The following is a 21113-nucleotide window of genomic DNA, read 5'->3' as shown; positions in this document are numbered from 1 at the left end:
GTCTGGCAGGGTGCTCTGCCCCCGCCGCGCGTGCGCGCGACTCCCCCGGGATATTTTGGGACAGATGAAGGGGATCCTTGCGCGGCGGTGGACCAGAAAAGATACATTTAAACAGTGGGTTTAAATGGTGCGGCGGGGTCGTTAGGCTGATCGTATCGACGCAATATGACTGCCGATGGGACCGGGATGGAACTGAGCCAAATCACCGCAACTGAACTTTTGGGCGCAATGGCATCGGGGCAGGTCTCGGCTGCGGATGTCATGCGGTTGACGCTGGAGCGGATCGGGGCGGTCAATGGCCGATTGAACGCCATCGTGGCGCTGCGGGATGAGGCCGAATTGATGGCCGAGGCGCGGGCGATGGATGAAGGTCCGCGACGGAGCCCGCTGCATGGGTTGCCGATGGCGGTCAAGGATCTGGTCAATGTGGCCGGGATGGCCTCGACCCAAGGCTCGCCGCTGTTTGCAGGGCATGTACCGGAGGCTGACGATCTGATCGCGGCACGGTTGCGGGCGGCGGGGGCCATTCTGATCGGCAAGACCAATACGCCGGAATTCGGTTTGGGGTCGCACACGTTCAACCCGGTCTATGGGGCGACGCGCAACCCATATGATGCTGAGCGTAGCTGCGGAGGTTCCTCTGGCGGAGCCGCAGTGGCATTGGCTTCGGGGATGCTGGCGCTGGCGGATGGGTCAGACATGATGGGCAGCTTGCGCAACCCAGCGGCCTGGAACAATGTTTATGGGTTTCGACCAAGCTGGGGACGCGTTCCGTCTCAACCCGAAGGGGACGGGTATTTGCATCAGTTGTCGACTCTGGGGCCTATGGCGCGCAGCCCAGAGGATTTGGGCGTGTTGCTGGACGTGATCTCAGGGCCGGATGCGGGACAGCCGTTATCTGCGGCTTGCACGCCGGTTTCACCGGTCAGAGCCGCCGATATGCGCGGCCTGCGGATCGGTTGGTTGGCGGATTGGGGCGGTGCCTTTCCGTTTGAAGACGGAATTTTGGATCAATGCGCGCAGGCCCTTGCGGTGTTTTCGGATCTGGGCGCGGAGGTGGAACCACTTGCGCCGCCATTCGAAGCGGAATTGATGTGGGACAGTTGGGTGACGCTACGCGCCTGGAGCGTGGCCGCCGGGTTGAGCCCTTTGACTGAACACCGCTCAAAGCTGAAAGACACTGCGCAGTGGGAGCTGGATCGTGGCTTGGCCTTGACGGCGATGCAGGTGCATCGCGCCAGCGTCATTCGCTCGGACTGGTATCGCAAGGCCGCAGAGGTGTTCGTTGAGTATGACCTGTTAGTGCTGCCATCTGCGCAAGTCTGGCCGTTTGAGTTGGACACGCCGTTCCCGACGGAAATCGCAGGGGTGAAGATGGACACCTATCATCGCTGGATGCAGGTCATGGTGCCTGTCAGTCTGATTGGTCTGCCTGCCTTGTCCGTGCCCGTCGGGTTCGGGGCCGAGGGGTTGCCGATGGGGATGCAGATTTTTGGACCCAAAGGGGCCGATGGGCAGGTTCTGTCCATCGGGGCGGCGTATCATAAGGCCACGCGTTGGCCGCAGAAAAGACCGGCCTGATAGAAGGGCAGACGAGGGGAGGAGAATGTGATGGAGAAACCCTTTGGCGTTCCGAAAATGGGGCCGGTCAGCCGTGAGATGCTGCGCGAATCCCTGCACCGTGCCTGGGCCGATTTTCGCCGGGCGCCGGTTTTTGGGCTGCTGTTTGCAGGGTTCTATGTGCTGGCCGGCTGGGCGATTGCCTGGGTGACAATACAGACTCAGACTTCGTACTGGCTGGTGCTGGCGGCGATCGGGTTTCCGCTGTTGGGCCCCTTCGCGGCGGTGGGGCTGTATGAGGTCTCGCACCGGTTGGAACTGGGGGAGCCTTTGGATTATGGCGCGATCTTTGGTGTCGTGGCGCAGCAGGGGCGGCGTCAGTTGCCGTCGATCTGCGCAATCATCGTGGTCATGTTCCTGTTCTGGTTCTTTCTGGGTCACATGATCTTTGCTTTGTTCATGGGGTTGTCGACCATGACCAACGTTTCCACTTCAGTCGAGGTGTATCTGACGGCCAATGGGCTGACCATGTTGGCGGTGGGCACAGCGGTGGGCGCAGTTTTCGCGACCGTGCTTTACATGATCACCGTCTTGTCCATCCCGATGCTGCTGGACCGCGAACTGGATTTCGTTACGGCGATGATTGCAAGCTATAGCTATGTCAGTGCAAACCTGCCGGTCATGTTGGGTTGGGGGGTGCTGATCGCCGTTCTGACCTTTGTCGCCATGATCCCCTGGTTTCTTGGCTTGCTGATCGTATTGCCGCTATTGGGGCACGCAAGCTGGCATCTTTACCGTCAGATTACAGAGGCCGAAGGACTTACCTAAATCGGCTTTTCCAACCTGCGCGCGGTGCGGGCGGCGGGCAATGCCTCGGTCGGTTTGGTGCCCAGATGGCGCAGCTGGAGTTTGCGCATGGTGGTCGCATTTGCATTCGTCTTGGACAGGCAGATTGCGACGCCGCGCCAATACTCTTCTTGCGAGTCCGAATTGCGAGTCATCAGGTAGATGCGGCTGTTCTGGGCGGCGCGGCAGGACATCAGGATATAGATTTGATGACCGGCACAAGCGGCGATCCCCTGAACTTCGCGCGCTTTGGCTGAACTGTCTTTGCCATCCGAGGGGGGCTCGAAGCTGCGAATCAGGGTGCATTGGGGCAGGCGGCGGGCATGCAGCAGCCGGTGCCGGGACGGGAAGGGGTTTTCAAGATCCGTCTCTGACACAGAATAGAATCCGGCGGGCAGCAGCGCCTCGGTCAATGTCGTGGGGCCTGAGCCCAGAAACTCGGTCAGGGCCGAAGCGGCGGGGTGTAGAGGGGCCTTGTCCAATGCCTCAAGAGGGTGCAGCAGAATACGGGCGTCGACATCGAAGAACCGGCAAATGCGGTCCAGAACATCGGGGCGGGGAAAGCTCTCTCCGCCCAAATACCGGTTGAATTGAGTCCGGTTGATGCCAAGCTGACGGCAGAGTTCGGAAACAGAGGGGTATTGCTGCGCGAGCTGCCTGAGGTTTGCGCCGAACATCCTGCGCAAGTCAGCAGGGTTGCGGGTGTCGTTGGTCATTTCTGTCCCGGTATTCAAGTGTTTTTGTGAAACCGTACCATGTCTGACCAAACGGTCGCGCATGTTTTGAAATCGTACTTAGGACCCCAACAGGCGCATAGAAACGCCACGTTACGTGTCGAAGCTAACGCGCTAAACCACAAAGGCAATAGGCTTTATTTTTATTTGTATAATCTTTTATTCGATTATTTTCTGTTATGTAATAAATAAACAGACATAACTGCATATTGTCTGCAGTTTTGTGAATGTTTAGCCCCGTCCGATGCTTACATGCAATGGGCGGGGCAATTCATTCAGTCACCACGCAGCAAGGCCGCGACACCGGTACGGGCGATTTCAACCAGGCCCAGCGGGCGCATCAGGTCGGCAAAGGCGTCGATCTTGTCCGGGGCCCCAGTGATTTCGAAAATGAACGAATTCAGGGTGCTGTCTACTACATTGGCGCGAAAGATATCGGCCAGACGCAGAGCTTCGACCCGTTTGTCGCCTTCGCCCACGACCTTGATGATGGCCAGCTCACGCTCGACCGATGAGCCCTCGACCGTCAGATCGTGCACATCCCGGACCGATACGATGCGACCAAGCTGGGCCTTGATCTGCTCGATCACCTGCGGCGTGCCGGTGGTGACGATGGTAATGCGGCTCAGGTGGCCGGTGTGATCGACCTCGGCCACGGTGAGGCTTTCGATGTTATATCCACGGCCAGAGAACAGTCCGATCACGCGAGCCAGAACACCCGGTTCGTTTTCGACCAAAACCGCAATCGTGTGCCGTTCCTGCACGTCCGAGAATGTGGGCCTTAGGTTATAGGCCGAATGGCGGGTGGAGCCTTGTTTGATATGTAGGGCAGACATTTAAGTCCCTTTCATCATCCTGCGAAGGTCGGGTACTGAAGCGCCCGACAAAATTCGACGAATTTTGTTAAACCAGAACCGAACCTTTGGAGTCGATCACGCCCTGCGTTTCGGCCTCGCCCAGCAGCATTTCGTTATGGGCCTTGCCCGACGGGATCATGGGGAAGCAGTTTTCGTGCTTTTCAACCAGACAGTCAAAGATGACAGGGCCGTCATAGTTGATCATCTCCATGATCGCGTCATCCAGATCGGCGGGGTCGGAACACAGAATGCCCTTGGCCCCGAAGGCCTCGGCGAGTTTGACGAAGTCGGGCAGGGCTTCGGACCACGAATGCGAATACCGCTCACCATGCAGCAATTCCTGCCACTGGCGTACCATGCCCAGACGTTCGTTGTTCAGGATGAACTGTTTCACGGGCAGGCGGTACTGAACGGCGGTGCCCATTTCCTGCATGTTCATCAGCCAAGAGGCTTCACCCGCGACATTGATTACCAGCGCGTCGGGATGCGCCATCTGAACACCGATCGAGGCCGGAGTGCCATAGCCCATGGTGCCCAGACCACCGGATGTCATCCAGCGGTTGGGGTCTTCGAACCCAAGATATTGTGCTGCCCACATCTGGTGCTGGCCGACCTCGGTGGTGATATAGCGGTCGTGGTTTTTGGTCAGCTCTTCAAGACGTTGCAGCGCGTATTGCGGTTTGATCGTCTTTTCGCTGTTGGTATAGGCCAGGCAGTTGACCTTGCGCCAATCCGCGATCTGCGACTGCCATTGTTTAACCGCCGCTGCGTCGGTTTTACGCCCACGTGCTTTCCAGACCTTGAGGATATCTTCCAGCACATGTGCCACGTCCCCGACAATCGGGATATCGACGCGGATCACCTTGTTGATGGACGAGGGATCAATGTCGATATGCGCCTTTTTCGAGTTCGGCGAGAACGCATCAATGCGCCCGGTGATCCGGTCATCGAAACGTGCGCCGATGTTGATCATCAGGTCGCAGTCATGCATCGCCAGATTGGCCTCATAAAGACCATGCATTCCCAGCATGCCCAACCAGTTCTCGCCCGACGCCGGATAGGCCCCCAGTCCCATCAGGGTCGAGGTGATCGGAAAGCCGGTTGCATCCACCAGCTCGCGCAGCAACTGGCTGGCGGCGGGGCCCGAGTTGATCACGCCACCACCCGTGTAGAAGACAGGTTTTTTCGCCGTCTCAATCGCGGCAACCAGTTCGGTGATCTCTTCGAGATCGCCTTTCAAAACTGGCTGGTAATGTGAGGTCGAAGGTTTCGGGCCGGTATAGTCGCCCGAGGCGAACTGCACGTCCTTAGGAATGTCGATCAGCACAGGACCAGGGCGGCCAGAGGTGGCGACGTGGAAAGCCTCGTGCATGGTCTCAGAAAGCGAATCCGTATCCTTCACCAGCCAGTTGTGCTTGGTGCAGGGGCGGGTGATGCCAACGGTGTCAGCCTCTTGAAACGCGTCCGAGCCGATCATGAAGGTCGGGACTTGACCGGTTAGAACCACGATCGGGATCGAATCCAGCAACGCATCGGTCAGGCCGGTTACTGCATTAGTGGCACCGGGGCCTGAGGTCACAAGCGCAACGCCGGGCTTGCCGGTCGACCGCGCATAGCCTTCGGCGGCGTGGACCGCGCCCTGTTCGTGACGCACCAGAATGTGGCGAATGTCGTTTTGCAGAAAAATCTCATCATAGATCGGTAGCACGGCGCCGCCGGGGTATCCGAATACCGTGTCCACGCCCTGATCCTTGAGGGCCTGAACCACCATCTTTGCGCCGGTCATCTCACGTGTCATCTGCTTTGCTCCGTTCGCGACATGTGTCTTGCGTGTTGCCAAAAAAAAGCCCCCGAGATTTTCGGAGGCGCATGGGTTGAATTATGGTTTACCGTCACCGGCCCATGCGCGTGTTTCCTACGATTACGACTAGCGCTTTCATCGCCAGAGGCTCCTTTTTTGCGTGCAGGGACATTATGAGCGGCGCGACGGGGCGTCAACAGGCAATCGCACCAATTTTCTATCTCAGGCAGTGAATTTTGCGACATTTTATTGCGCAGATTGCCGCATGATGGGAATTTTCGGGAAAATCTGGAGGGAAATCCACGCGACTCTGTGATTTGACCGTGTCGGAAAGTGTCAAAGTGATGTCCGAAACGAGCATGATAGCGGCAACATGCTGGGGCAACGTGGACCCGAGCATATAGGCGATGGAGGCGGGATATCATGCACGATCTTATTGACCTTGGACGGTATCCGATAGATTGCCCCGGCTCTCGAGCATATGAGCGGTTGATCAGCGATCTGAGGCGTGAGTTGGATCAGGATGGCTGCGCGGTGTTGCCGGAGTTTGTGCATTCCGACGGTGTCGCGCATTTGCGACAAGAGGCCGATATGGTGGCCGAACACGCCCATCGTTCATTCAGCCGAACCAATGCCTATTTTACCCGTGATGAACCCTCGCTGGATCGAAATCACCCGGTTCGGCAGTTTTTTGACCGCTCAAACGCCTTTGTGCCAGCGGATAATTTCGCAAAAACGGGGCCGTTGCGACGAATTTACGAATGCGCAGACTTCCTGCCGTTTATTCGCGCAGCGTTGGATGAGCCCGACGACTGCTTCTTTCGCTATGACGATCCTTTGGCGGATGTGATCATCAATGTGGTGGAGGAAGGGCAGGGCTTTCCCTGGCACTTCGATACTAACAATTTCACCGTGACTTTGGCCATCCAAAACGGCGAAGGGGGTGGCGCGTTCGAATATGTACCGAACCTGCGCAGCCCAACGGACGAGAATTTTCCAGCCGTCTCAGCCGTGCTTGGCGGGGAAAGGGCGCGGGTCCGGCAATTGGAGTTGCAACCCGGCGATCTTCAGATCTTCAAGGGCCGTTACGCGTTGCATCGGGTCGCAGCGGTGACCGGGACGCAACGTCGCTACGTGGGTATTTTTTCATTCGTTGAGGCCGAGGGGATGTGCGGCAGCGTCGAACGAACCCGGCAGCTTTATGGGCGGGTGCTGCAACATCATCAAGATCGGGAAGGGCTGCGGCAGGACCGTTTGCTCGACTGAAGCGGGCAGGGCTCCCGCCCGTTGTCGATGCGCTTGCGGCCTATCTTCGCCGGTTGGGCCGGGCAGCGCGTGCCGCGCTGCGGTCAGAACCCTGGGCTGGTGCCCTGCAAGACGCCGTGTTCCAGCGCATAGCGGGTAAGACCGGCGGTCGAGGATATCCCCAGCTTGCGTTTGATGTTCTTGCGATGTGTCTCGACCGTGCGGACCGAGATGTCCAGTGTCTGAGCGACCTCTTTGTTGGACTTGCCCTGTGCGAGTTCCAGCAGGATCGTTTGTTCGCGCCCGGTCAGGGCCTCACGCGTGTTGTCGCCCTTGGGCTCAAGAGAGCCGCTGGCACCGGTGCACAGATATTGCTCGCCACGCATGACAGCGTCGATGGCCTGCTTGATTTCATCCGTGGGGACATCTTTGAGGACATAGCCTTTGGCCCCGTGGCTGAGCGCCGTCGAGATATATTCCGGGCTATCATGCATCGACAGGATCAGGATGCGCGTTTCTGGCAGGCGTTCGAGAATGATCTCAGTCGCGCTGAGGCCTCCGAGGCCGGGCATATTGAGGTCCATCAGAATGACATCCGGCTGCAACCCAGCCACCTGATCGACCGCATCCTGCCCGCTACCCAGAGTGCCGACCACCTCGATCTCGTCATAGCTTTCCAATATCGACTGGATCCCCTCGGCAACCATTGGATGGTCATCGACGATCAGAACCCGGATCGTGGTGTCGCTCATGTTCCGGCCTTTCGGTTTGGGGTTGCGTCTTCCTGCGGCGGCAGCAAGTGGCTGAGAGGTAGGCTGACCTCGATCACCGTTCCGCTGCGTGGGCCGCGTGATGACAGAATGCGCAGCGATCCGTCAAGTTGTTCGATCCGTTCCTGCATGTTGCGCAGCCCGATCCCGGCACTGCCATCGCTGGGTGCGCTGCGCAAACCGCGGCCATTGTCGGTGATCCGCATGGTCGCGCCCTTTTTGTGGCCGCGCAGGTCGATGGTGACGCGGGTTGCGCCGGAATGGCGCTCGATATTGGTCAGTGCCTCCTGCGCGATACGGTAGAGTGCGATCTTGCTGTCCTGATCCAGACGGTTGCGAAACACGACGGTCGAGAACTCGGTCTCGATCCCCGTACGCTCGCGGAAATCATCGGTTAGTGCCTTAAGAGCAGGGCCCAAACCCAGATCGTCCAGCACGCCGGGGCGCAGGTCACGGCTGATGCGGCGGACCTCGGTAATCGCGGTGCCCAGATGGTCGATCCCTTTGTCCAGCGGGTCGCGCGCGCCTGCGTCATCGCCGCGCGTCAGGCGGCGGCGGGCATTGTCCAGCGCATAGCGCACACCGACCAGGATCTGGCTGATCCCGTCATGGAGCTCACGGGCCACACGTCCGCGCTCTTCCTCTTGCGCGTCAAACACGCGTTGAGTCAGCTCTTTCAGCTTGGCATCCGCCAGCCTGCGTTCGCGCACATTCAGTAACATGCCCGAGGCAAACACGATCAGAACGGCGGCCAGAACGATACCGCCAATATAAGCAAAGGTGCGCTGCACGCGGGCTTCGACCTCGGCGCGGGCATTGGCGACGGTGGCGACGATATCGTCGATGAAGACCCCTGTGCCCACGGCCCATCGCCAATCCTGAAGACCAACCACATAGGCGATCATCTGCGCCTCTTCCCCGGTCGACGGTTTTTGCCACATGAAACTGTGCCAACCTGCCCCCTGCCGGGCGAGGCGGATGAACTCGTCCACAATCGGGGTGCCGTCGCTATCGGTCAGACCTTCCCAGTTGCGGTTGATGAACTGGGTCTGACGCGGGCTGACCAGATTGTTGCCGTCGTAATCATAGACAAAGAAGAAACCATCCTTGCCGTAGATCATGGCCGACAGAATCTGCGTGACCAGATTCTGAGCCACATTGTCGTCGGTCGAGGCGCGGCCGTAGATATAGGCGAACCCGTTGCGGGCCTGCGTGACGTAGTTGCGCAGCTCTTCTTTCTTGGCTTCGATCAGGCGACGTTCCAGCGCCTGAATTTCACGCTCGGCGGTGGCGCGGGCCTCGTAGGTGACGAAGAATGCAATCGCTGCCACGGCCACCAACAGAGGAATGGCCGCCACAAGCGACAGTTTCTGGCCATAGGTCAGCGAGATCAGATTGCGGATTCCCCTCATGGTCGAATCGTTACGCAAGCAGGCGTCAAAATGCAAAATCTTTGGGTCTGCGATCGTGACGTCGCCCGTTTCGCCGGAAAATGGGCCCCAGATTTACCGGTTTTGTCCCGCACCCACCTCAAAAACCGGCAATCCTACGTAGTAGTAGGTATTCACATTCAAATTCCCGTCATTAGGCTGGCCGCACTGAAAACGACTGCCCCCGCAAAGTTCGGGGGATTGGACTATGTAGGGGAGGAACACTCATATGGATCGTCGTTCATTTCTAAAAACATCTGCACTGGGCGGCTCGGCCGCTGCCGCCACCACGCTGGCAGCTCCGGCTTATGCACAGGGCAAACGCACCCTGACCATGGTGACCTCGTGGGGTCGCGGTCTGGCGGGCGTGTTCGACAGCGCGCAACGTTGTGCCGACAGCATCAACACTATGTCCGACGGCAGCCTGAATGTCGAAATCAAGGCCGCTGGCGAACTGGTTGGTGCCTTCGAAGTGTTTGACGCGGTGTCGTCCGGTCAGGCCGACATGTATCACGCTGCCGACTATTACTTTGTAGGTCAGCATCCGGGCTATGCGTTCTTCACTGCCGTGCCCTTCGGCATGACCGCGCAGGAACTTGTGAACTGGTACTACCATGATGGCGGCATGGAGCTGCATGACGAGCTGGGTTCGATCTTCGGCCTGAAATCCTTCCTGGCGGGTAACACCGGTGCGCAGGCAGGTGGCTGGTACTCGAAAGAGATCAACGGCCCCGAGGATTTCCAAGGTCTGAAGTTCCGTATGCCGGGTCTGGGTGGTCAGGCGCTGGGCAAGCTGGGCGCATCGGTTCAGAACATTCCGGGCTCGGAAGTGTATCAGGCGCTGTCCTCGGGTGCGATTGACGGCACCGAGTGGATTGGCCCCTGGGCGGACGAAAAGGCCGGTTTCCAGGAAATCACCAAGACATACTACACCGCGGGCTTCCACGAGCCGGGCGCAGGTCTGTCGCTGGCAACGAACCGCGATGTGTTCGACGAACTGACACCGGCACAGCAGAAGATCATCGAGATCGCAGCTGGCGAAGCGCACCAGTGGAACCTGGCGCAATTCCTGGCCAACAACGGTGCGGCGCTGCAGCGTCTGCAATCGGGCGGCGTGAAGGTTCTGGAGTTCCCCGACAGCGTCTGGGATGCCTTCGGTCAGGCCAGCCAGGAAGTTCTGGACGAAAACATGGGCGACGAGCTGTTCAAGAAAATCCACGACAGCGCAATGTCGTCGATGGCAGCATCCTCGGCGTGGCAGAACCTGTCCTCGGGTGCCTACACCACGCAGCGCGACCGCGTTCGCGGCTAAGCAACCTACTCACGACCAAATGGTTTCCCCGCCCTGTGCGGGGAAACCTTTCCCGTTGCACGTGCCGGGCTTGGACATGCCCGCGATAACACCTCGTGCAACTGACGCGACCTGGGGACAACATGCAGGACGATAACGGTATCTCGTTCTTCGGCGCCCTGTGGAATGGGCTGCTATGGTTCATTCAGAACATTGCCGAAGCTTTCTATAATTTCGGATATGCCATCACGCATCCGCAACTCTGGCTGGATTGGTCGGACAAGGCGTCGATCATGCGTTTTGTCTATTATGGCGGTTCGGTCGAGTTCTTCTTTGTGGTCTTTACCTTCTTTTTGGTTCTGACCGCAGTTGGACTGTATTACCGCAACTTCATGTGGGGAATGGTGCGGGTCCTTGAGGGTTTCGCCAACACAACCGGCCGCTTTTTCGCCTGGGCCGGCTTGCTGATGGTGATCCAGCAGATCGTCATCGTGTTCATGCAGCGGGTCTTTACCCGGCCCGATATGTCCTTTGGCCTGGGTATCCCGTTTACGCAAGATATCAGTTGGTTCGCGGAAGAACTTAAACTTTATAACGCCATGGTTGTCTGCCTGTGCTGCACCTACACTTTCGTTCAGGGCGGGCATGTACGCGTTGACCTGATCTACGCCGGGATCAGCCACCGGGCCAAGCGTGTGGTCGATATGTGCGGGGCGGTTCTGTTCATGATGCCGATGGCCGTGTTGACCTGGATGTATGGCTGGTACTTCATGTGGCGGCACCTGATCGTGCCGAAACCCTCGGCCAGTGATACGTTGGACCGCCTGGTCGCCAAGTCCCGCGCGCTGCGCTGGAACGTGGAAACCATCGGTTTCAGCCCCAACGGGTTCAACGCCTACTTCCTGTTCAAGATCCTGCTGGTGGCTTTTGCGGCCATGGTGTTCCTGCACGCCATCGCATTCCTCTACCGCTCGTTCCTGGAATACTCGGAAGGGTCCGAGAGCACCGGAAAATACCTCGACAAGGACAGCCTTGGTGAGGGTGAAGAAGCCTTCGAAGGCACGCATTAAGGACGGAGACCAAGACTATGCTATTCGGACTTGATGGCGTCGAGATAGGCCTCATTATCGTATTCTTCTGCCTTTTTGGAGGCATCCTATCCGGCTTCCCGGTGGCATTTGCTATCGGCGGGGCAGGGATCATTTCCTTCGGGATCATCGCTGCGCTGGACAGTGCGGGGCTGCTGATCCACCAGGCAATTGATACCGGCTCCCAAGCGTACCGGGACCTCGTCAATTCGGGGGTCAAACCAGAAACGGTATCGGTGTTCCGCTTCCCGGAATTACCGAGGATCGCCGAACCGGTCTTTGTGCAGGGCTGGGAAACCGCGCTGGACCGCAATGTGTCATTCATCGTGAACCGTATGAACGAACGCGTGCTGGCCGGTCAGTCGATTGAAACCCTGCTGGCCGTTCTGATGTTCGTCCTGATGGGTATCACGCTGGAACGCTCGAAGATCGCAAACGATCTGTTGACCACGATGGCGCGTGTCTTTGGCCCGCTGCCTGGTGGTCTGGCTGTGTCTATTGTGGTTGTGGGGGCGTTCCTTGCCGCTTCGACCGGGATCGTGGGCGCGACCGTTGTGACCATGGGCTTGCTGGCGCTGCCAACCATGCTGCGCAACAACTACTCGCCGGAACTGGCGACCGGTGTGATTGCGGCCTCGGGCACGTTGGGGCAGATCATTCCGCCGTCGATCGTGATCGTTTTGCTCGGGACACTGGCCGGTGATCTTTATTCGACCGCGCAGGAAACCCGCGCGCAAGATGCAGGCTGTACTGACGCGCTGACCTATCTGGGCGAACCTGCGGTGGTTTCGGTTGGGACATTGTTTCAGGCCGCACTTCTGCCGGGGATCATGCTGGCGCTGCTTTATGCGCTTTATGCCTTTGGCTATGCGCTGCTGAATCCGGAAAAGGCCCCGGCCGTTGAAATGTCAGGCGGCAGTGGTGAGCCGATCACCCGTGCCGAAGGTCTGACCTGGTTGCTGGGTGCACCGGTTGCGCTGATCGTTGGCATGATGGTTCTGAGCAGTGCTGGTGTTGTCGGAAGCCAGAACATCAGCGTCTCGGCTTTCTCGGATATCGGTGAGGGCGCATCGCTGCGCACGAACGTGTCCGAGGAATGCAAAGCCTCGATGATCGACCTGCATGGGCAACTGGCCTGGGATCAGGCCGTAGCCGAGCAAGAGGCCATCGACGCCGCAGGTGGGGCCGCCGAGTCGACCCGCCTGAGCGAAGAGGAACTGGCCGCTGCGCAACAAGCCAAGATCGCTTCGGCTGCGCCGATCGGAACCGGTGTGGCCGTCATGGTCGTGCTGCTGGGTCTGACGCTGGTCATGGGTCGCGGCATCGCGCCATCGAAGCCGACGCAGCCGCTGATTGTAGGGGCCATCGGCCTGTTGCTGATGCTGTTGGTCGATGTGCTGTTCATCGCTCCGACCACGTCCTCGGGTGTGACCTTTGTGCTGCTGGCAGTGCCGTTTGCGCTGGCCATCTATGGCTGCAAAGAAGCCGCCGCGCGCTGTGCGACCAATGATCTGATCCGTGTGGTCTTCCCGCCGCTGGTTCTGATCATCGCGGTTCTGGGCTCGATCCTGGGTGGTGTGACTAACCCGACGCCCGCTGCGGCGCTGGGGGCAGGCGGGGCGATCATGCTGGCCGCTTACCGCAAGCTGCAGGATCAGGGCCGCTCGGCCAAGGTGATCATCTGGGCGACTTTGGCCGTGATCGTGGCCTTGCTGATGGGTGTGAACTTCGATCTGCGCATTAACCAGAGCGATGTCAGCGTCGAGACCTGGATTGCCTTCATCGTGGCCTATGGCGCCTACTTGTTTGCCCTGTTCGGCTTGCTGTTTGGTTGCTGGGTCTTGTTCACCAGCGGGGTTCTGACGCCCGTGGTGCGCGAGACGGCCAAGGTGACCTCGATGGTCTTTACCATCCTGATCGGCTCGCAGTTGCTGAACCTTGTGGTGATCTCGTTCGGGGGGGAACACTATATCCAGCAGTTCCTGCGTAGTTTTGACAACGAGTTTACGGTCTTCTTGATCGTGATGCTGGTGCTGTTCATTCTGGGCTTCGTGCTGGACTTCCTCGAGATCATCTACATCGTGATCCCCATTGTGGGTCCGGTGATCTATGGCGGGTCGTTCGATCCGAAATGGGTGACGATCATGGTGGCGGTGAACCTGCAAACTTCGTTCCTGACGCCACCTTTCGGGTTCGCGCTGTTCTACTTGCGCGGTGTTGCTCCGAAAGAAGTTACGACGGGCCATATTTATCGCGGGATCGTGCCCTTCGTGCTGATCCAGGTGGTGGGAATCGCCATCCTGTGGTTCTTCCCGTCCATCGTGACCATCGTGCCGGATCTGATCCCGAACTGATCAGGCCGACAGAAGAATGACAGACCGGAGGCCCTGTGGCCTCCGGTCTTTTTTGTTCAGGCTTTTGCCTTTGGACGCGTCAGTTCCGCAAAAGCAGCTTCGGCCTCGTGGTCGATATCCAGCGTGGCGGGGGTCTGCGTCCCAGCGTCGGGGTCATTGAAGACCGCCCGGTCCAGCTTGCCGACACGCTGCGCAACGATGGTGGTGACAACCGCGTCGCCGGTGATGTTCACCACCGTCCGCATCATGTCGATGATCCGGTCAACGGCGAGGATGATGGCGATCCCGTCCAGTGGCATACCCAGCTGGTTCAGAACCATTGCCAGCATCACAATCCCCACGCCGGGAACGCCTGCCGTTCCGATGGAAGCCAGAACCGAGATCGAGATGATGGTCATATAGCCACCCAGCCCCAGATCAATCCCATAGGCATTGGCCAGGAACACGGTTGCCACCCCATGCATGATCGCGGTGCCGTCCATGTTGATCGTCGCGCCCAACGGGATGCCGAACGAAGCAACCGAGCGGTCCACACCAATGCGCTGCGTCACGCATTGCATCGAGGCCGGGATCGTCGCGTTTGAGCTTGAGGTCGAGAAGGCAAATACCTGCGCCGAGCGCATCTTGAGCAGAAACGCGCGCGGGCTGAGACCGGTGCACACATAAAGCAGCACCATCAGTGTCACGCAGAGGTGAAAGACCAGCGTGAGGCTGATGGTCGTCAGGTACCCGATGACCGGGGCGAACAGGCTGAACCCTTCGACCGCGAAGGTCTTGGCGATCAGGCAAAAGACACCGATCGGGGCAAAGGCCATCACGATCTCGACGATTTTCATAGCCAGTTCGTTCATGAAGGTGCAACCCTCGACAAAAGTTTTGGCGCGGCTGCCGATCATCAGCACGGCGATACCGACAACGATCACGTAGAAGATGATTTGCAGCATTTCGCCATTGGCCAGCGCCTGAACCGGGTTCTTGGGGATGATGTTTGCCAGTATCTGCCACGCAGTATCCTGCGTTGCGACGGACACATCCGCGCTGGCCATATGCAGGCTGTCAAATCCCATGCCGGGATTGATGATGTTGGCGAACACCAGCGCCGTCATCACCGCCAGCGCCGTAGTCGCCAGATAGGTGACAAAGGTCAGCCCGCCTACGCGGCCCAACACCTTCAGATCACCAATCCCAACCACGCCGCACAGCAGGGAAAACACCACTAGCGGCACGACCAGCATTTGCAGCCCGTTCAGGAACATCTGACCAACCATGGTGAACAGGCCGTTGACCATATGCTCCTGAAGGAACGGGATTTGCCAATAGTTCAGGGCCAGTCCAAGGGCTGAACCAAGCGCAAGGGCCGTTAGAATTTGCGTCGTCAGGTTGGCCGCAAGCAGCCGTCGCATAGCATGGGTCATTGTCCGTCTCCCTTTACCAAAGCCAAACCCGCAGGTCGGGAACCTGTTGCATCACGGGCTATGTCATTGAAGCCCAGCCGTGCGGATCTAAACGGGGTCGAACGGCTGAGGGTCAGGATTATTTGGTGACGTAGGGTAAGGATTCAATCGCTGAGCGTAGGGAAGTCGCCATTTAGATGATTAATAATTCTTCATCTTTTTTGAGGGATCTGCCCTGAGGCAGTCGAAATACCGGACCGCGCCCTAGCTGAATTCAATCAAATCCCAGCGATTTCCAAACGGGTCACGCCAGACCGCGACGGTTCCATAAGGTTCATGACGCGGGGTTTCCTCGAACGTCACGCCAGCCGCTTTCATGGCGGTGTAGTCGCGTTGAAAATCATCGGTTTGTAGGAAAAAACCAACCCGCCCGCCGGTCTGATTGCCAATCGCCGCTGCCTGTTCCGGGCCGTTAGCCTGTGCCAGCAAAAGCGAGCCTTGCTGGGCTCCCGCAGGGGCGATGCGCACCCATCGCTTGCCTCCGCCCAGGTCGATATCCTGCAACAGCGAAAAGGACAGGGTTTGGGTATAGAATGCAATTGCCTCATCATAGTCGGGCACGACCAGTGTGACCGCGTGCAAGCTTTGCCGCATGAGGGATCAGCCTTTGGTAGGGTGACGGTCGGGCAGTTGGATATTGGCGACCTGCTCGGCAATCGGAGCGGTAGACAGCGGATGATGTCCTGCAGCTGCAAGGTCGGAGGGATCACTGACGCGTGTCCATTCGCCCCGAATATAGACCTCCAACCCCGAGAAACGGGCCTTGTAGCCCATCTTGGGGCTGCCTGGCACCCAATAGCCCAGATAGACATAGGGCAATCCAGCTTCGCGTGCGATGTCGATATGGTCGAGGATCATATATGTCCCGAGGGAATTCTGCGGCTGATGTGGGTCGTAAAAGGAATAGACCATGCTCAGCCCGTCATCGAGTACATCGGTCAGGCTGACAGCGATCAGCTCATGCGAGTTTGGGTCAGCGTATTCTACGACGCGCGACCGGATCGGCGTTTCCTCGATCATCGCGGCGAATTCGAACACGTCCATATCGGCCATGCCACCATCGGAATGGCGGGTGTCCAGATAACGGCGGAACAGCTCATACTGCTCATCTGTGGCCCAGGGCGAGTTCGCCTTGCGCTGCAAATAGGCGTTGCGCTTGGCTGCGCGTTTTTGGTTTTTGCGGGGTTTGAAGGCCGACACGTCGATCCGTGCCGACAAACAGGCCGCGCAATCGGCGCAAGAGGGACGGTAGAGCACGTTCTGAGACCGCCGAAACCCTTGTTGTGAAAGGGAATTGTTCAACTGGTCCGCGCCTTCACCTTGCAGGGCGGTGAACAGTTTCCGCTCCATCTTGCCCTCAAGATAAGGGCAAGGCTGTGGGGCCGTCACATAGAATTGTGGCGCAATGGGCAGCGTGTGTCGCATGAACGTTCCGTGTTTCCTGGGTCGGATGATAACAACCGATCCCGGAACCGCCAAGTGATTCACGCGGCCCTGTTTGTCTTATGCGCGCTGGTTAATCATCACCGTTCCAAGGAACGAATCCGTCAGGCCCTGACAGCGGGCGCTGGTCAGCATCATGACCACCGAAACGATCTGCACGACAAAGAACGCCATGCTAACGAAATACCCAGCCGTGTGGGCCACCGCTTTGCCCAGATCCATCCGCGCGCCGAATGCGTCGCGCAGCTCGATCCCCATAAAGCGCATGCCCAGCGTGGCCGACCCGTTGGTGATCGTGACCACGCGGTAGACAAAGCTGATGACGCCGTAGATCAGCGGCAGGAAAAACAGCCCCGCGCCAAGAGTCAGGAAGACCGGCACGATACACAGCAGCGAAATCAGCGCGATATCGAACAGCCAGGCAACAAAGCGTTTAGTCGCCACCGATTGATAGAATTCCGGCTGGCGATCGGGATCGGGTAGATGGGTCATATAGGGATATCCGCGTCGTTGAATAGGATCACCCTGTCCCGAAATCCGGGGCAGGGCAAGGTCGGATCAGGCCGTCGCGCCGGTTTCGGCGTCGTCGCGGTTTTCGCGGGCGCGTTCATCCATGAACTGGTCGAACTCGGCCTTGTCCTTGGCTTCGCGCAAACGGCGCAGGAAGGCTTCAAATTCTTTTTGTTCACGTTCCAGTCGCGCCAGAGTGTCGGACTTGTAGGCGTCGAACGCGCTGTTGCCCGAAGGTTTCATGGCGCTCATGTGGCTGTTCCAGGATTTGCGACGGCTGCAGGATTTGCTGAACATGCGTTTGCTCCAGATCATATAGGCCAAAAGGGCAAGGCCCACGGGCCAGAAGAAGATGAAACCAAGCACCATTGCGGCGATCCAGGCGCCTTTGCCTTTGTCGTCCAGCCAGGCCTCGATACGGTGCAACCATCCCGGATTCGAAGGGACGGCGGGGTCGGATAGTGCGGTCATTTGGGTTCTCCGGGTTGATGTAAATTGTTTTCACATTGAATAGATGGGGACTACTAGTTGGGTTGCAAGGGGGTGATGTAAAAATGTTTTACATTGTATTGGTGTCAGTGACGCAGAGTGCCAGTTTCCGCTTGTACAAGCCTTTGAAATCAGGCCATCTCTGATCATTGTGATGCAGGAGGCCGCATGACCGACGCTCTGACAATTCACCGAATGCCGCGCCCGTTCGATCCGGCTTTGGGCGATGAGGCGCGCGCAGCGGTCCCCGATGCTACGCCGCAGCAGGGCGAATTGATTGCTGGCGTTGCAGGCTCAAGCCCGTACCTCAAAGGGTTGATTGATCTGGAAAAAGACTGGCTGGCGCAGGCGTTGCACCATCCCGATCAAGCCTTGGCTGAGGTAATGTCCGCCGCGCGCGCACTGCCACCGGATCAACTGAAGCCCGGTTTACGGCAAGGCAAGCGGCGGATGGCGCTGCTGACCGCGCTGGCCGATGTAGCAGGGGCATGGCCGCTAGAAAAAGTCACCGCTGCGCTGACGGATTTCGGCGCGCTGGCGGCTGATGTGGCCGCCAAGGCCGAGATCGCGGCGTTGATCCGGCGCGGTAAACTGCCCGGTATGGTCGAGGACGACGTTGAGACCGCCGCCGGGATGATCATTCTGGCCATGGGCAAGATGGGCGCGCATGAGCTGAACTACAGCTCGGATATCGACCTGATCGTGCTGTTCGATGAGACCCGGTTTGACCCGGATGATTTCTATGAGGCCCGGCATGGCATGGTGCGGGCCACGCGGAACTTCTGCGCCACGCTCAGCGACAAAACCGCCGATGGCTATGTGTTCCGCACTGATCTGCGCCTGCGCCCTGATCCGGGGGTGACGCCGGTTTGCATGGCGGCCGAGGCCGCCGAGCGGTATTACGAAAGTCTGGGCCGCACGTGGGAGCGTGCCGCCTATATCAAGGCGCGCCCCTGCGCTGGGGATTTAGCGGCCGGGCAACGGTTCTTGGATACTCTGCGCCCCTTTGTCTGGCGGCGGCATCTGGATTTTGCCGCTATTCAGGACGCCCACGACATGCGCCTGCGCATCCGCGAGAATAAGGGGACCGGCGGCGCTCTGACCATTCCGGGCCACGACATGAAGCTGGGGCAGGGCGGCATTCGTGAGATCGAATTCTTCACCCAGACCCGACAGCTGATCGCCGGAGGGCGCGACCCCGATCTGCGCGTTCGCGGCACGGTGCCGGGGCTGGCCGCGTTGTCCGAAAAAGGCTGGGTCCCGCAGGAGGTCGCCGACAAGCTGACCGACCATTACCGCGCCCACCGCGAGGTCGAGCATCGCATCCAGATGATCCATGATGCCCAGACCCACAAGGTGCCGCAATCGCCCGACGGGATCGCGCGTGTCGCCTGCCTGATGGGGATCGACAGCACCGAGCTGACCGCCGACCTGACCCGTCGCCTGACCGAAGTGCATGAGCTGACCGAAGGCTTCTTCGCCCCCGGAGCCGCAGCCCCCGCGCCGACCCCCGAGGTCGCGTTTGACGAAGGGGTCATGGCGCGCTGGCCGACCTATCCGGCGCTGCGCTCACAACGGGGTGCGCGTATATTCGAAAGGCTGAAACCGGAACTGCTGTCGCGTCTGGCCAAAACCGCGAAACCGGATGAAGCGCTGCTGGCGCTCGACGGATTCCTGTCGGGCCTGCCTGCGGGGGTGCAACTGTTTTCCCTGTTCGAGGCCAACCCACATCTGATCGATCTACTGGTTGATATCGTAGGGACATCTCACGCGCTGGCGGGGCACCTTTCGCGGAATGCCTCAGTTTTTGACGCGGTGATTGGCGGCAGCTTCTTTGATGACTGGCCGGGGCAGGCGGCCTTACAGGCCGATCTGGAGCAGGCGCTGGCGCAAGAGTCGGATTACGAGACGCAGCTAGATTTCGCCCGACGCTGGTGCAAGGAATGGCATTTCCGCATCGGCGTCCACCACCTGCGCGGATTAATCGACGGGGCGCAGGCCGGGCAGCACTATGCTGATCTGGCTAGCGCCGTGATCGCCGCGCTTTTGCCGCATGTGGCCGGGCAATTCGCCCGCAAACACGGGCTCGCGCCAGGACGGGGGGCGGCGGTGCTGGGCATGGGCTCGATCGGGGCGGGGCGGATCAATTCGCAATCCGATCTGGACATGATCGTGATCTATGACCCGCTGGATCAGGACATGTCCGACGGTCCGCGCCCGCTGGCGACACGAACCTATTACGCGCGCTTCACGCAGGCGCTGATCACGGCCTTGTCTGCGCCCATGTCGCAGGGGCGGCTCTATGAGGTCGACATGCGTCTGCGCCCTTCGGGAAATCAGGGGCCGGTGGCAACCAGTTGGGCCAGTTTCACTAACTACCAGCAGAATGAAGCATGGGTCTGGGAACACTTGGCCCTGACCCGCGCCCGCGTTGTGGCTGGAAATGCTGATCTGGCGCAGGATATCGAAACCTTCCGCGCCGAATTTCTGACCCGTCCCCGAGATACCGCGAAGGTGCTACGCGAGGTGGCCGAGATGCGCACGAGACTTGCCGCCGCCAAATCTCCGGCCGGTATCTGGGATGCCAAGAACGGCTCGGGTCGGATGATGGATATCGAACTGATGGCCGAGACAGGCGCGTTGCTGTCCGGTCTACCTCAACGTGATGTACACACGGGGATGGACGGCGCGGTCGCTGCTGGCTTGCTGAATGTCGCGCAGGCGCAAACGCTGAAGGACTGCTATGATCTATGCTGGTCGGTACAATGCGCGGCCCGGCTGCTGTCGGGCAAGGTGATCGAGGCCGACAAGATCGGCGAGGGCGGCACCGCTTTCCTGTGCCGGGCCACCGGGTTTGAAAAGGTCGACCAGCTTCAGGCCGCGTTGCAGGACAGTTACGACACCGCCGCCGGGATCATCGGCCGCGTGATTTCGGAGGATACCCATGGCGCGCAGTGACGACCCCAACGACCACAAGGGCCTGATCCGCGAGGCATATAATATCGAGGGCATCACCTTGCCCGAATGCCGCAGTATCTTCTTGGATTGGGCGCTTAGCCTGCCTGCGGATCGGGACCAGACGCAGGCGCTGACCGATCTGCACTCGATCTACGCGGCGCAGGCGGATCACCCGATGACGCAGGTGCTGGCCGAAGGGCTGCAGGCAGCACAAAAACCCAAACGCCGGGGCGGCTGGAAATCCCGCAGCCGCTAGGGCTTTTCCCCGCGCGCCGGAGCCACT

At 59.2% G+C, this 21113-nt stretch carries 18 protein-coding genes; 8 read left to right on the top strand and 10 right to left on the bottom strand.

Features of this window, described 5'->3' with window-relative positions; translation table 11 throughout:
• Positions 1-186 precede the first annotated feature (186 nt).
• Together GOV80_RS01465 and GOV80_RS01460 are read left to right on the top strand one after the other, a co-directional pair.
• Entirely contained in the window at positions 187-1581 is a 1395-nt protein-coding gene (locus GOV80_RS01465; RefSeq protein ID WP_170782585.1) for an amidase, read from the top strand.
• Positions 1582-1611: 30 nt separating this feature from the next.
• Positions 1612-2388 carry a DUF2189 domain-containing protein gene (locus tag GOV80_RS01460; protein WP_170782584.1) on the top strand — a complete coding sequence of 259 codons (777 nt, stop codon included), beginning with the start codon at positions 1612-1614 and terminating at the stop codon, positions 2386-2388.
• On the opposite strand, the gene GOV80_RS01455 is transcribed toward GOV80_RS01460, so the two are convergent.
• The 3 genes from GOV80_RS01455 to GOV80_RS01445 form a co-directional block, all read right to left on the bottom strand.
• Positions 2385-3122 (bottom strand): helix-turn-helix domain-containing protein, encoded by a 738-nt coding sequence (locus GOV80_RS01455; RefSeq protein WP_170782583.1) that lies wholly within the window; start codon positions 3120-3122, stop codon positions 2385-2387. The genes GOV80_RS01460 and GOV80_RS01455 overlap by 4 nt on opposite strands.
• 293 nt (positions 3123-3415) lie before the next feature.
• The gene (gene ilvN, locus GOV80_RS01450; protein WP_170774568.1) at positions 3416-3976 is read right to left on the bottom strand and encodes an acetolactate synthase small subunit; all 561 of its coding nucleotides are present in this window, start codon (positions 3974-3976) and stop codon (positions 3416-3418) included.
• Positions 3977-4043: 67 nt separating this feature from the next.
• A complete protein-coding gene (locus GOV80_RS01445; protein ID WP_170774566.1) occupies positions 4044-5795 on the bottom strand; it encodes an acetolactate synthase 3 large subunit in 1752 nt (583 codons plus the stop codon).
• A 426-nt stretch (positions 5796-6221) separates the two neighbouring features.
• Here GOV80_RS01445 and GOV80_RS01440 point away from each other — a divergent pair, with 426 nt between their 5' ends.
• Complete coding sequence (locus tag GOV80_RS01440; protein WP_170782582.1) at positions 6222-7064, top strand: HalD/BesD family halogenase; 843 nt, start codon at positions 6222-6224, stop codon at positions 7062-7064.
• A gap of 83 nt (positions 7065-7147) precedes the next feature.
• Here the strand turns inward: GOV80_RS01440 and GOV80_RS01435 are convergent, their stop codons facing one another.
• Together GOV80_RS01435 and GOV80_RS01430 are read right to left on the bottom strand one after the other, a co-directional pair.
• On the bottom strand, positions 7148-7795 hold the full coding sequence (locus tag GOV80_RS01435) for a response regulator transcription factor (protein WP_170774562.1): 648 nt from the start codon (positions 7793-7795) through the stop codon (positions 7148-7150).
• The gene (locus GOV80_RS01430; RefSeq protein WP_170782581.1) at positions 7792-9225 is read right to left on the bottom strand and encodes a cache domain-containing protein; all 1434 of its coding nucleotides are present in this window, start codon (positions 9223-9225) and stop codon (positions 7792-7794) included. The genes GOV80_RS01435 and GOV80_RS01430 overlap by 4 nt, the downstream gene beginning before the upstream one ends.
• 247 nt (positions 9226-9472) lie before the next feature.
• Here GOV80_RS01430 and GOV80_RS01425 point away from each other — a divergent pair, with 247 nt between their 5' ends.
• From GOV80_RS01425 to GOV80_RS01415, 3 genes are all read left to right on the top strand, one after another.
• Complete coding sequence (locus tag GOV80_RS01425; RefSeq protein ID WP_170774558.1) at positions 9473-10555, top strand: TRAP transporter substrate-binding protein; 1083 nt, start codon at positions 9473-9475, stop codon at positions 10553-10555.
• A gap of 122 nt (positions 10556-10677) precedes the next feature.
• Positions 10678-11604: a TRAP transporter small permease subunit gene (locus tag GOV80_RS01420; protein WP_170782580.1), complete on the top strand. Its 927-nt coding sequence runs from the start codon at positions 10678-10680 to the stop codon at positions 11602-11604.
• A 17-nt stretch (positions 11605-11621) separates the two neighbouring features.
• Positions 11622-13976 (top strand): TRAP transporter large permease, encoded by a 2355-nt coding sequence (locus GOV80_RS01415; protein WP_170782579.1) that lies wholly within the window; start codon positions 11622-11624, stop codon positions 13974-13976.
• A 56-nt stretch (positions 13977-14032) separates the two neighbouring features.
• On the opposite strand, the gene GOV80_RS01410 is transcribed toward GOV80_RS01415, so the two are convergent.
• From GOV80_RS01410 to GOV80_RS01390, 5 genes are all read right to left on the bottom strand, one after another.
• On the bottom strand, positions 14033-15391 hold the full coding sequence (locus GOV80_RS01410) for a dicarboxylate/amino acid:cation symporter (RefSeq protein ID WP_214647924.1): 1359 nt from the start codon (positions 15389-15391) through the stop codon (positions 14033-14035).
• A gap of 243 nt (positions 15392-15634) precedes the next feature.
• Positions 15635-16024 (bottom strand): VOC family protein, encoded by a 390-nt coding sequence (locus GOV80_RS01405; RefSeq protein ID WP_170782578.1) that lies wholly within the window; start codon positions 16022-16024, stop codon positions 15635-15637.
• 6 nt (positions 16025-16030) lie between these two features.
• Positions 16031-16855: an arginyltransferase gene (locus GOV80_RS01400; protein ID WP_170782577.1), complete on the bottom strand. Its 825-nt coding sequence runs from the start codon at positions 16853-16855 to the stop codon at positions 16031-16033.
• A gap of 78 nt (positions 16856-16933) precedes the next feature.
• On the bottom strand, positions 16934-17365 hold the full coding sequence (locus tag GOV80_RS01395; RefSeq protein ID WP_170782576.1) for an RDD family protein: 432 nt from the start codon (positions 17363-17365) through the stop codon (positions 16934-16936).
• Positions 17366-17431: 66 nt separating this feature from the next.
• The gene (locus tag GOV80_RS01390) at positions 17432-17854 is read right to left on the bottom strand and encodes a DUF2852 domain-containing protein (protein WP_170774544.1); all 423 of its coding nucleotides are present in this window, start codon (positions 17852-17854) and stop codon (positions 17432-17434) included.
• Between the two features lie 186 nt (positions 17855-18040).
• Here GOV80_RS01390 and GOV80_RS01385 point away from each other — a divergent pair, with 186 nt between their 5' ends.
• Together GOV80_RS01385 and GOV80_RS01380 are read left to right on the top strand one after the other, a co-directional pair.
• Positions 18041-20830 (top strand): [protein-PII] uridylyltransferase family protein, encoded by a 2790-nt coding sequence (locus GOV80_RS01385; protein ID WP_170782575.1) that lies wholly within the window; start codon positions 18041-18043, stop codon positions 20828-20830.
• On the top strand, positions 20817-21086 hold the full coding sequence (locus GOV80_RS01380) for a hypothetical protein (RefSeq protein ID WP_170782574.1): 270 nt from the start codon (positions 20817-20819) through the stop codon (positions 21084-21086). Before GOV80_RS01385 ends, GOV80_RS01380 begins: the two co-directional genes overlap by 14 nt.
• Positions 21087-21113: the final 27 nt, after the last annotated feature.

This window comes from Ruegeria lacuscaerulensis (assembly GCF_013034685.1).
GTDB lineage: Bacteria > Pseudomonadota > Alphaproteobacteria > Rhodobacterales > Rhodobacteraceae > Ruegeria > Ruegeria lacuscaerulensis_B.
This window is presented reverse-complemented; position numbering and strand designations above follow the sequence as displayed.

What these genes read in the sequence shown, in the direction of transcription:
- GOV80_RS01465 (WP_170782585.1), top strand. Translation starts at nt 187, where the DNA reads ATGGAACTGAGCCAAATCACCGCAACTGAACTTTTGGGCGCAATGGCA.
- GOV80_RS01460 (WP_170782584.1), top strand. Translation starts at nt 1,612, where the DNA reads ATGGAGAAACCCTTTGGCGTTCCGAAAATGGGGCCGGTCAGCCGTGAG.
- GOV80_RS01455 (WP_170782583.1), bottom strand. Translation starts at nt 3,122, where the DNA reads ATGACCAACGACACCCGCAACCCTGCTGACTTGCGCAGGATGTTCGGC.
- ilvN (WP_170774568.1), bottom strand. Translation starts at nt 3,976, where the DNA reads ATGTCTGCCCTACATATCAAACAAGGCTCCACCCGCCATTCGGCCTAT.
- GOV80_RS01445 (WP_170774566.1), bottom strand. Translation starts at nt 5,795, where the DNA reads ATGACACGTGAGATGACCGGCGCAAAGATGGTGGTTCAGGCCCTCAAG.
- GOV80_RS01440 (WP_170782582.1), top strand. Translation starts at nt 6,222, where the DNA reads ATGCACGATCTTATTGACCTTGGACGGTATCCGATAGATTGCCCCGGC.
- GOV80_RS01435 (WP_170774562.1), bottom strand. Translation starts at nt 7,795, where the DNA reads ATGAGCGACACCACGATCCGGGTTCTGATCGTCGATGACCATCCAATG.
- GOV80_RS01430 (WP_170782581.1), bottom strand. Translation starts at nt 9,225, where the DNA reads ATGAGGGGAATCCGCAATCTGATCTCGCTGACCTATGGCCAGAAACTG.
- GOV80_RS01425 (WP_170774558.1), top strand. Translation starts at nt 9,473, where the DNA reads ATGGATCGTCGTTCATTTCTAAAAACATCTGCACTGGGCGGCTCGGCC.
- GOV80_RS01420 (WP_170782580.1), top strand. Translation starts at nt 10,678, where the DNA reads ATGCAGGACGATAACGGTATCTCGTTCTTCGGCGCCCTGTGGAATGGG.
- GOV80_RS01415 (WP_170782579.1), top strand. Translation starts at nt 11,622, where the DNA reads ATGCTATTCGGACTTGATGGCGTCGAGATAGGCCTCATTATCGTATTC.
- GOV80_RS01410 (WP_214647924.1), bottom strand. Translation starts at nt 15,391, where the DNA reads ATGACCCATGCTATGCGACGGCTGCTTGCGGCCAACCTGACGACGCAA.
- GOV80_RS01405 (WP_170782578.1), bottom strand. Translation starts at nt 16,024, where the DNA reads ATGCGGCAAAGCTTGCACGCGGTCACACTGGTCGTGCCCGACTATGAT.
- GOV80_RS01400 (WP_170782577.1), bottom strand. Translation starts at nt 16,855, where the DNA reads ATGCGACACACGCTGCCCATTGCGCCACAATTCTATGTGACGGCCCCA.
- GOV80_RS01395 (WP_170782576.1), bottom strand. Translation starts at nt 17,365, where the DNA reads ATGACCCATCTACCCGATCCCGATCGCCAGCCGGAATTCTATCAATCG.
- GOV80_RS01390 (WP_170774544.1), bottom strand. Translation starts at nt 17,854, where the DNA reads ATGACCGCACTATCCGACCCCGCCGTCCCTTCGAATCCGGGATGGTTG.
- GOV80_RS01385 (WP_170782575.1), top strand. Translation starts at nt 18,041, where the DNA reads ATGACCGACGCTCTGACAATTCACCGAATGCCGCGCCCGTTCGATCCG.
- GOV80_RS01380 (WP_170782574.1), top strand. Translation starts at nt 20,817, where the DNA reads ATGGCGCGCAGTGACGACCCCAACGACCACAAGGGCCTGATCCGCGAG.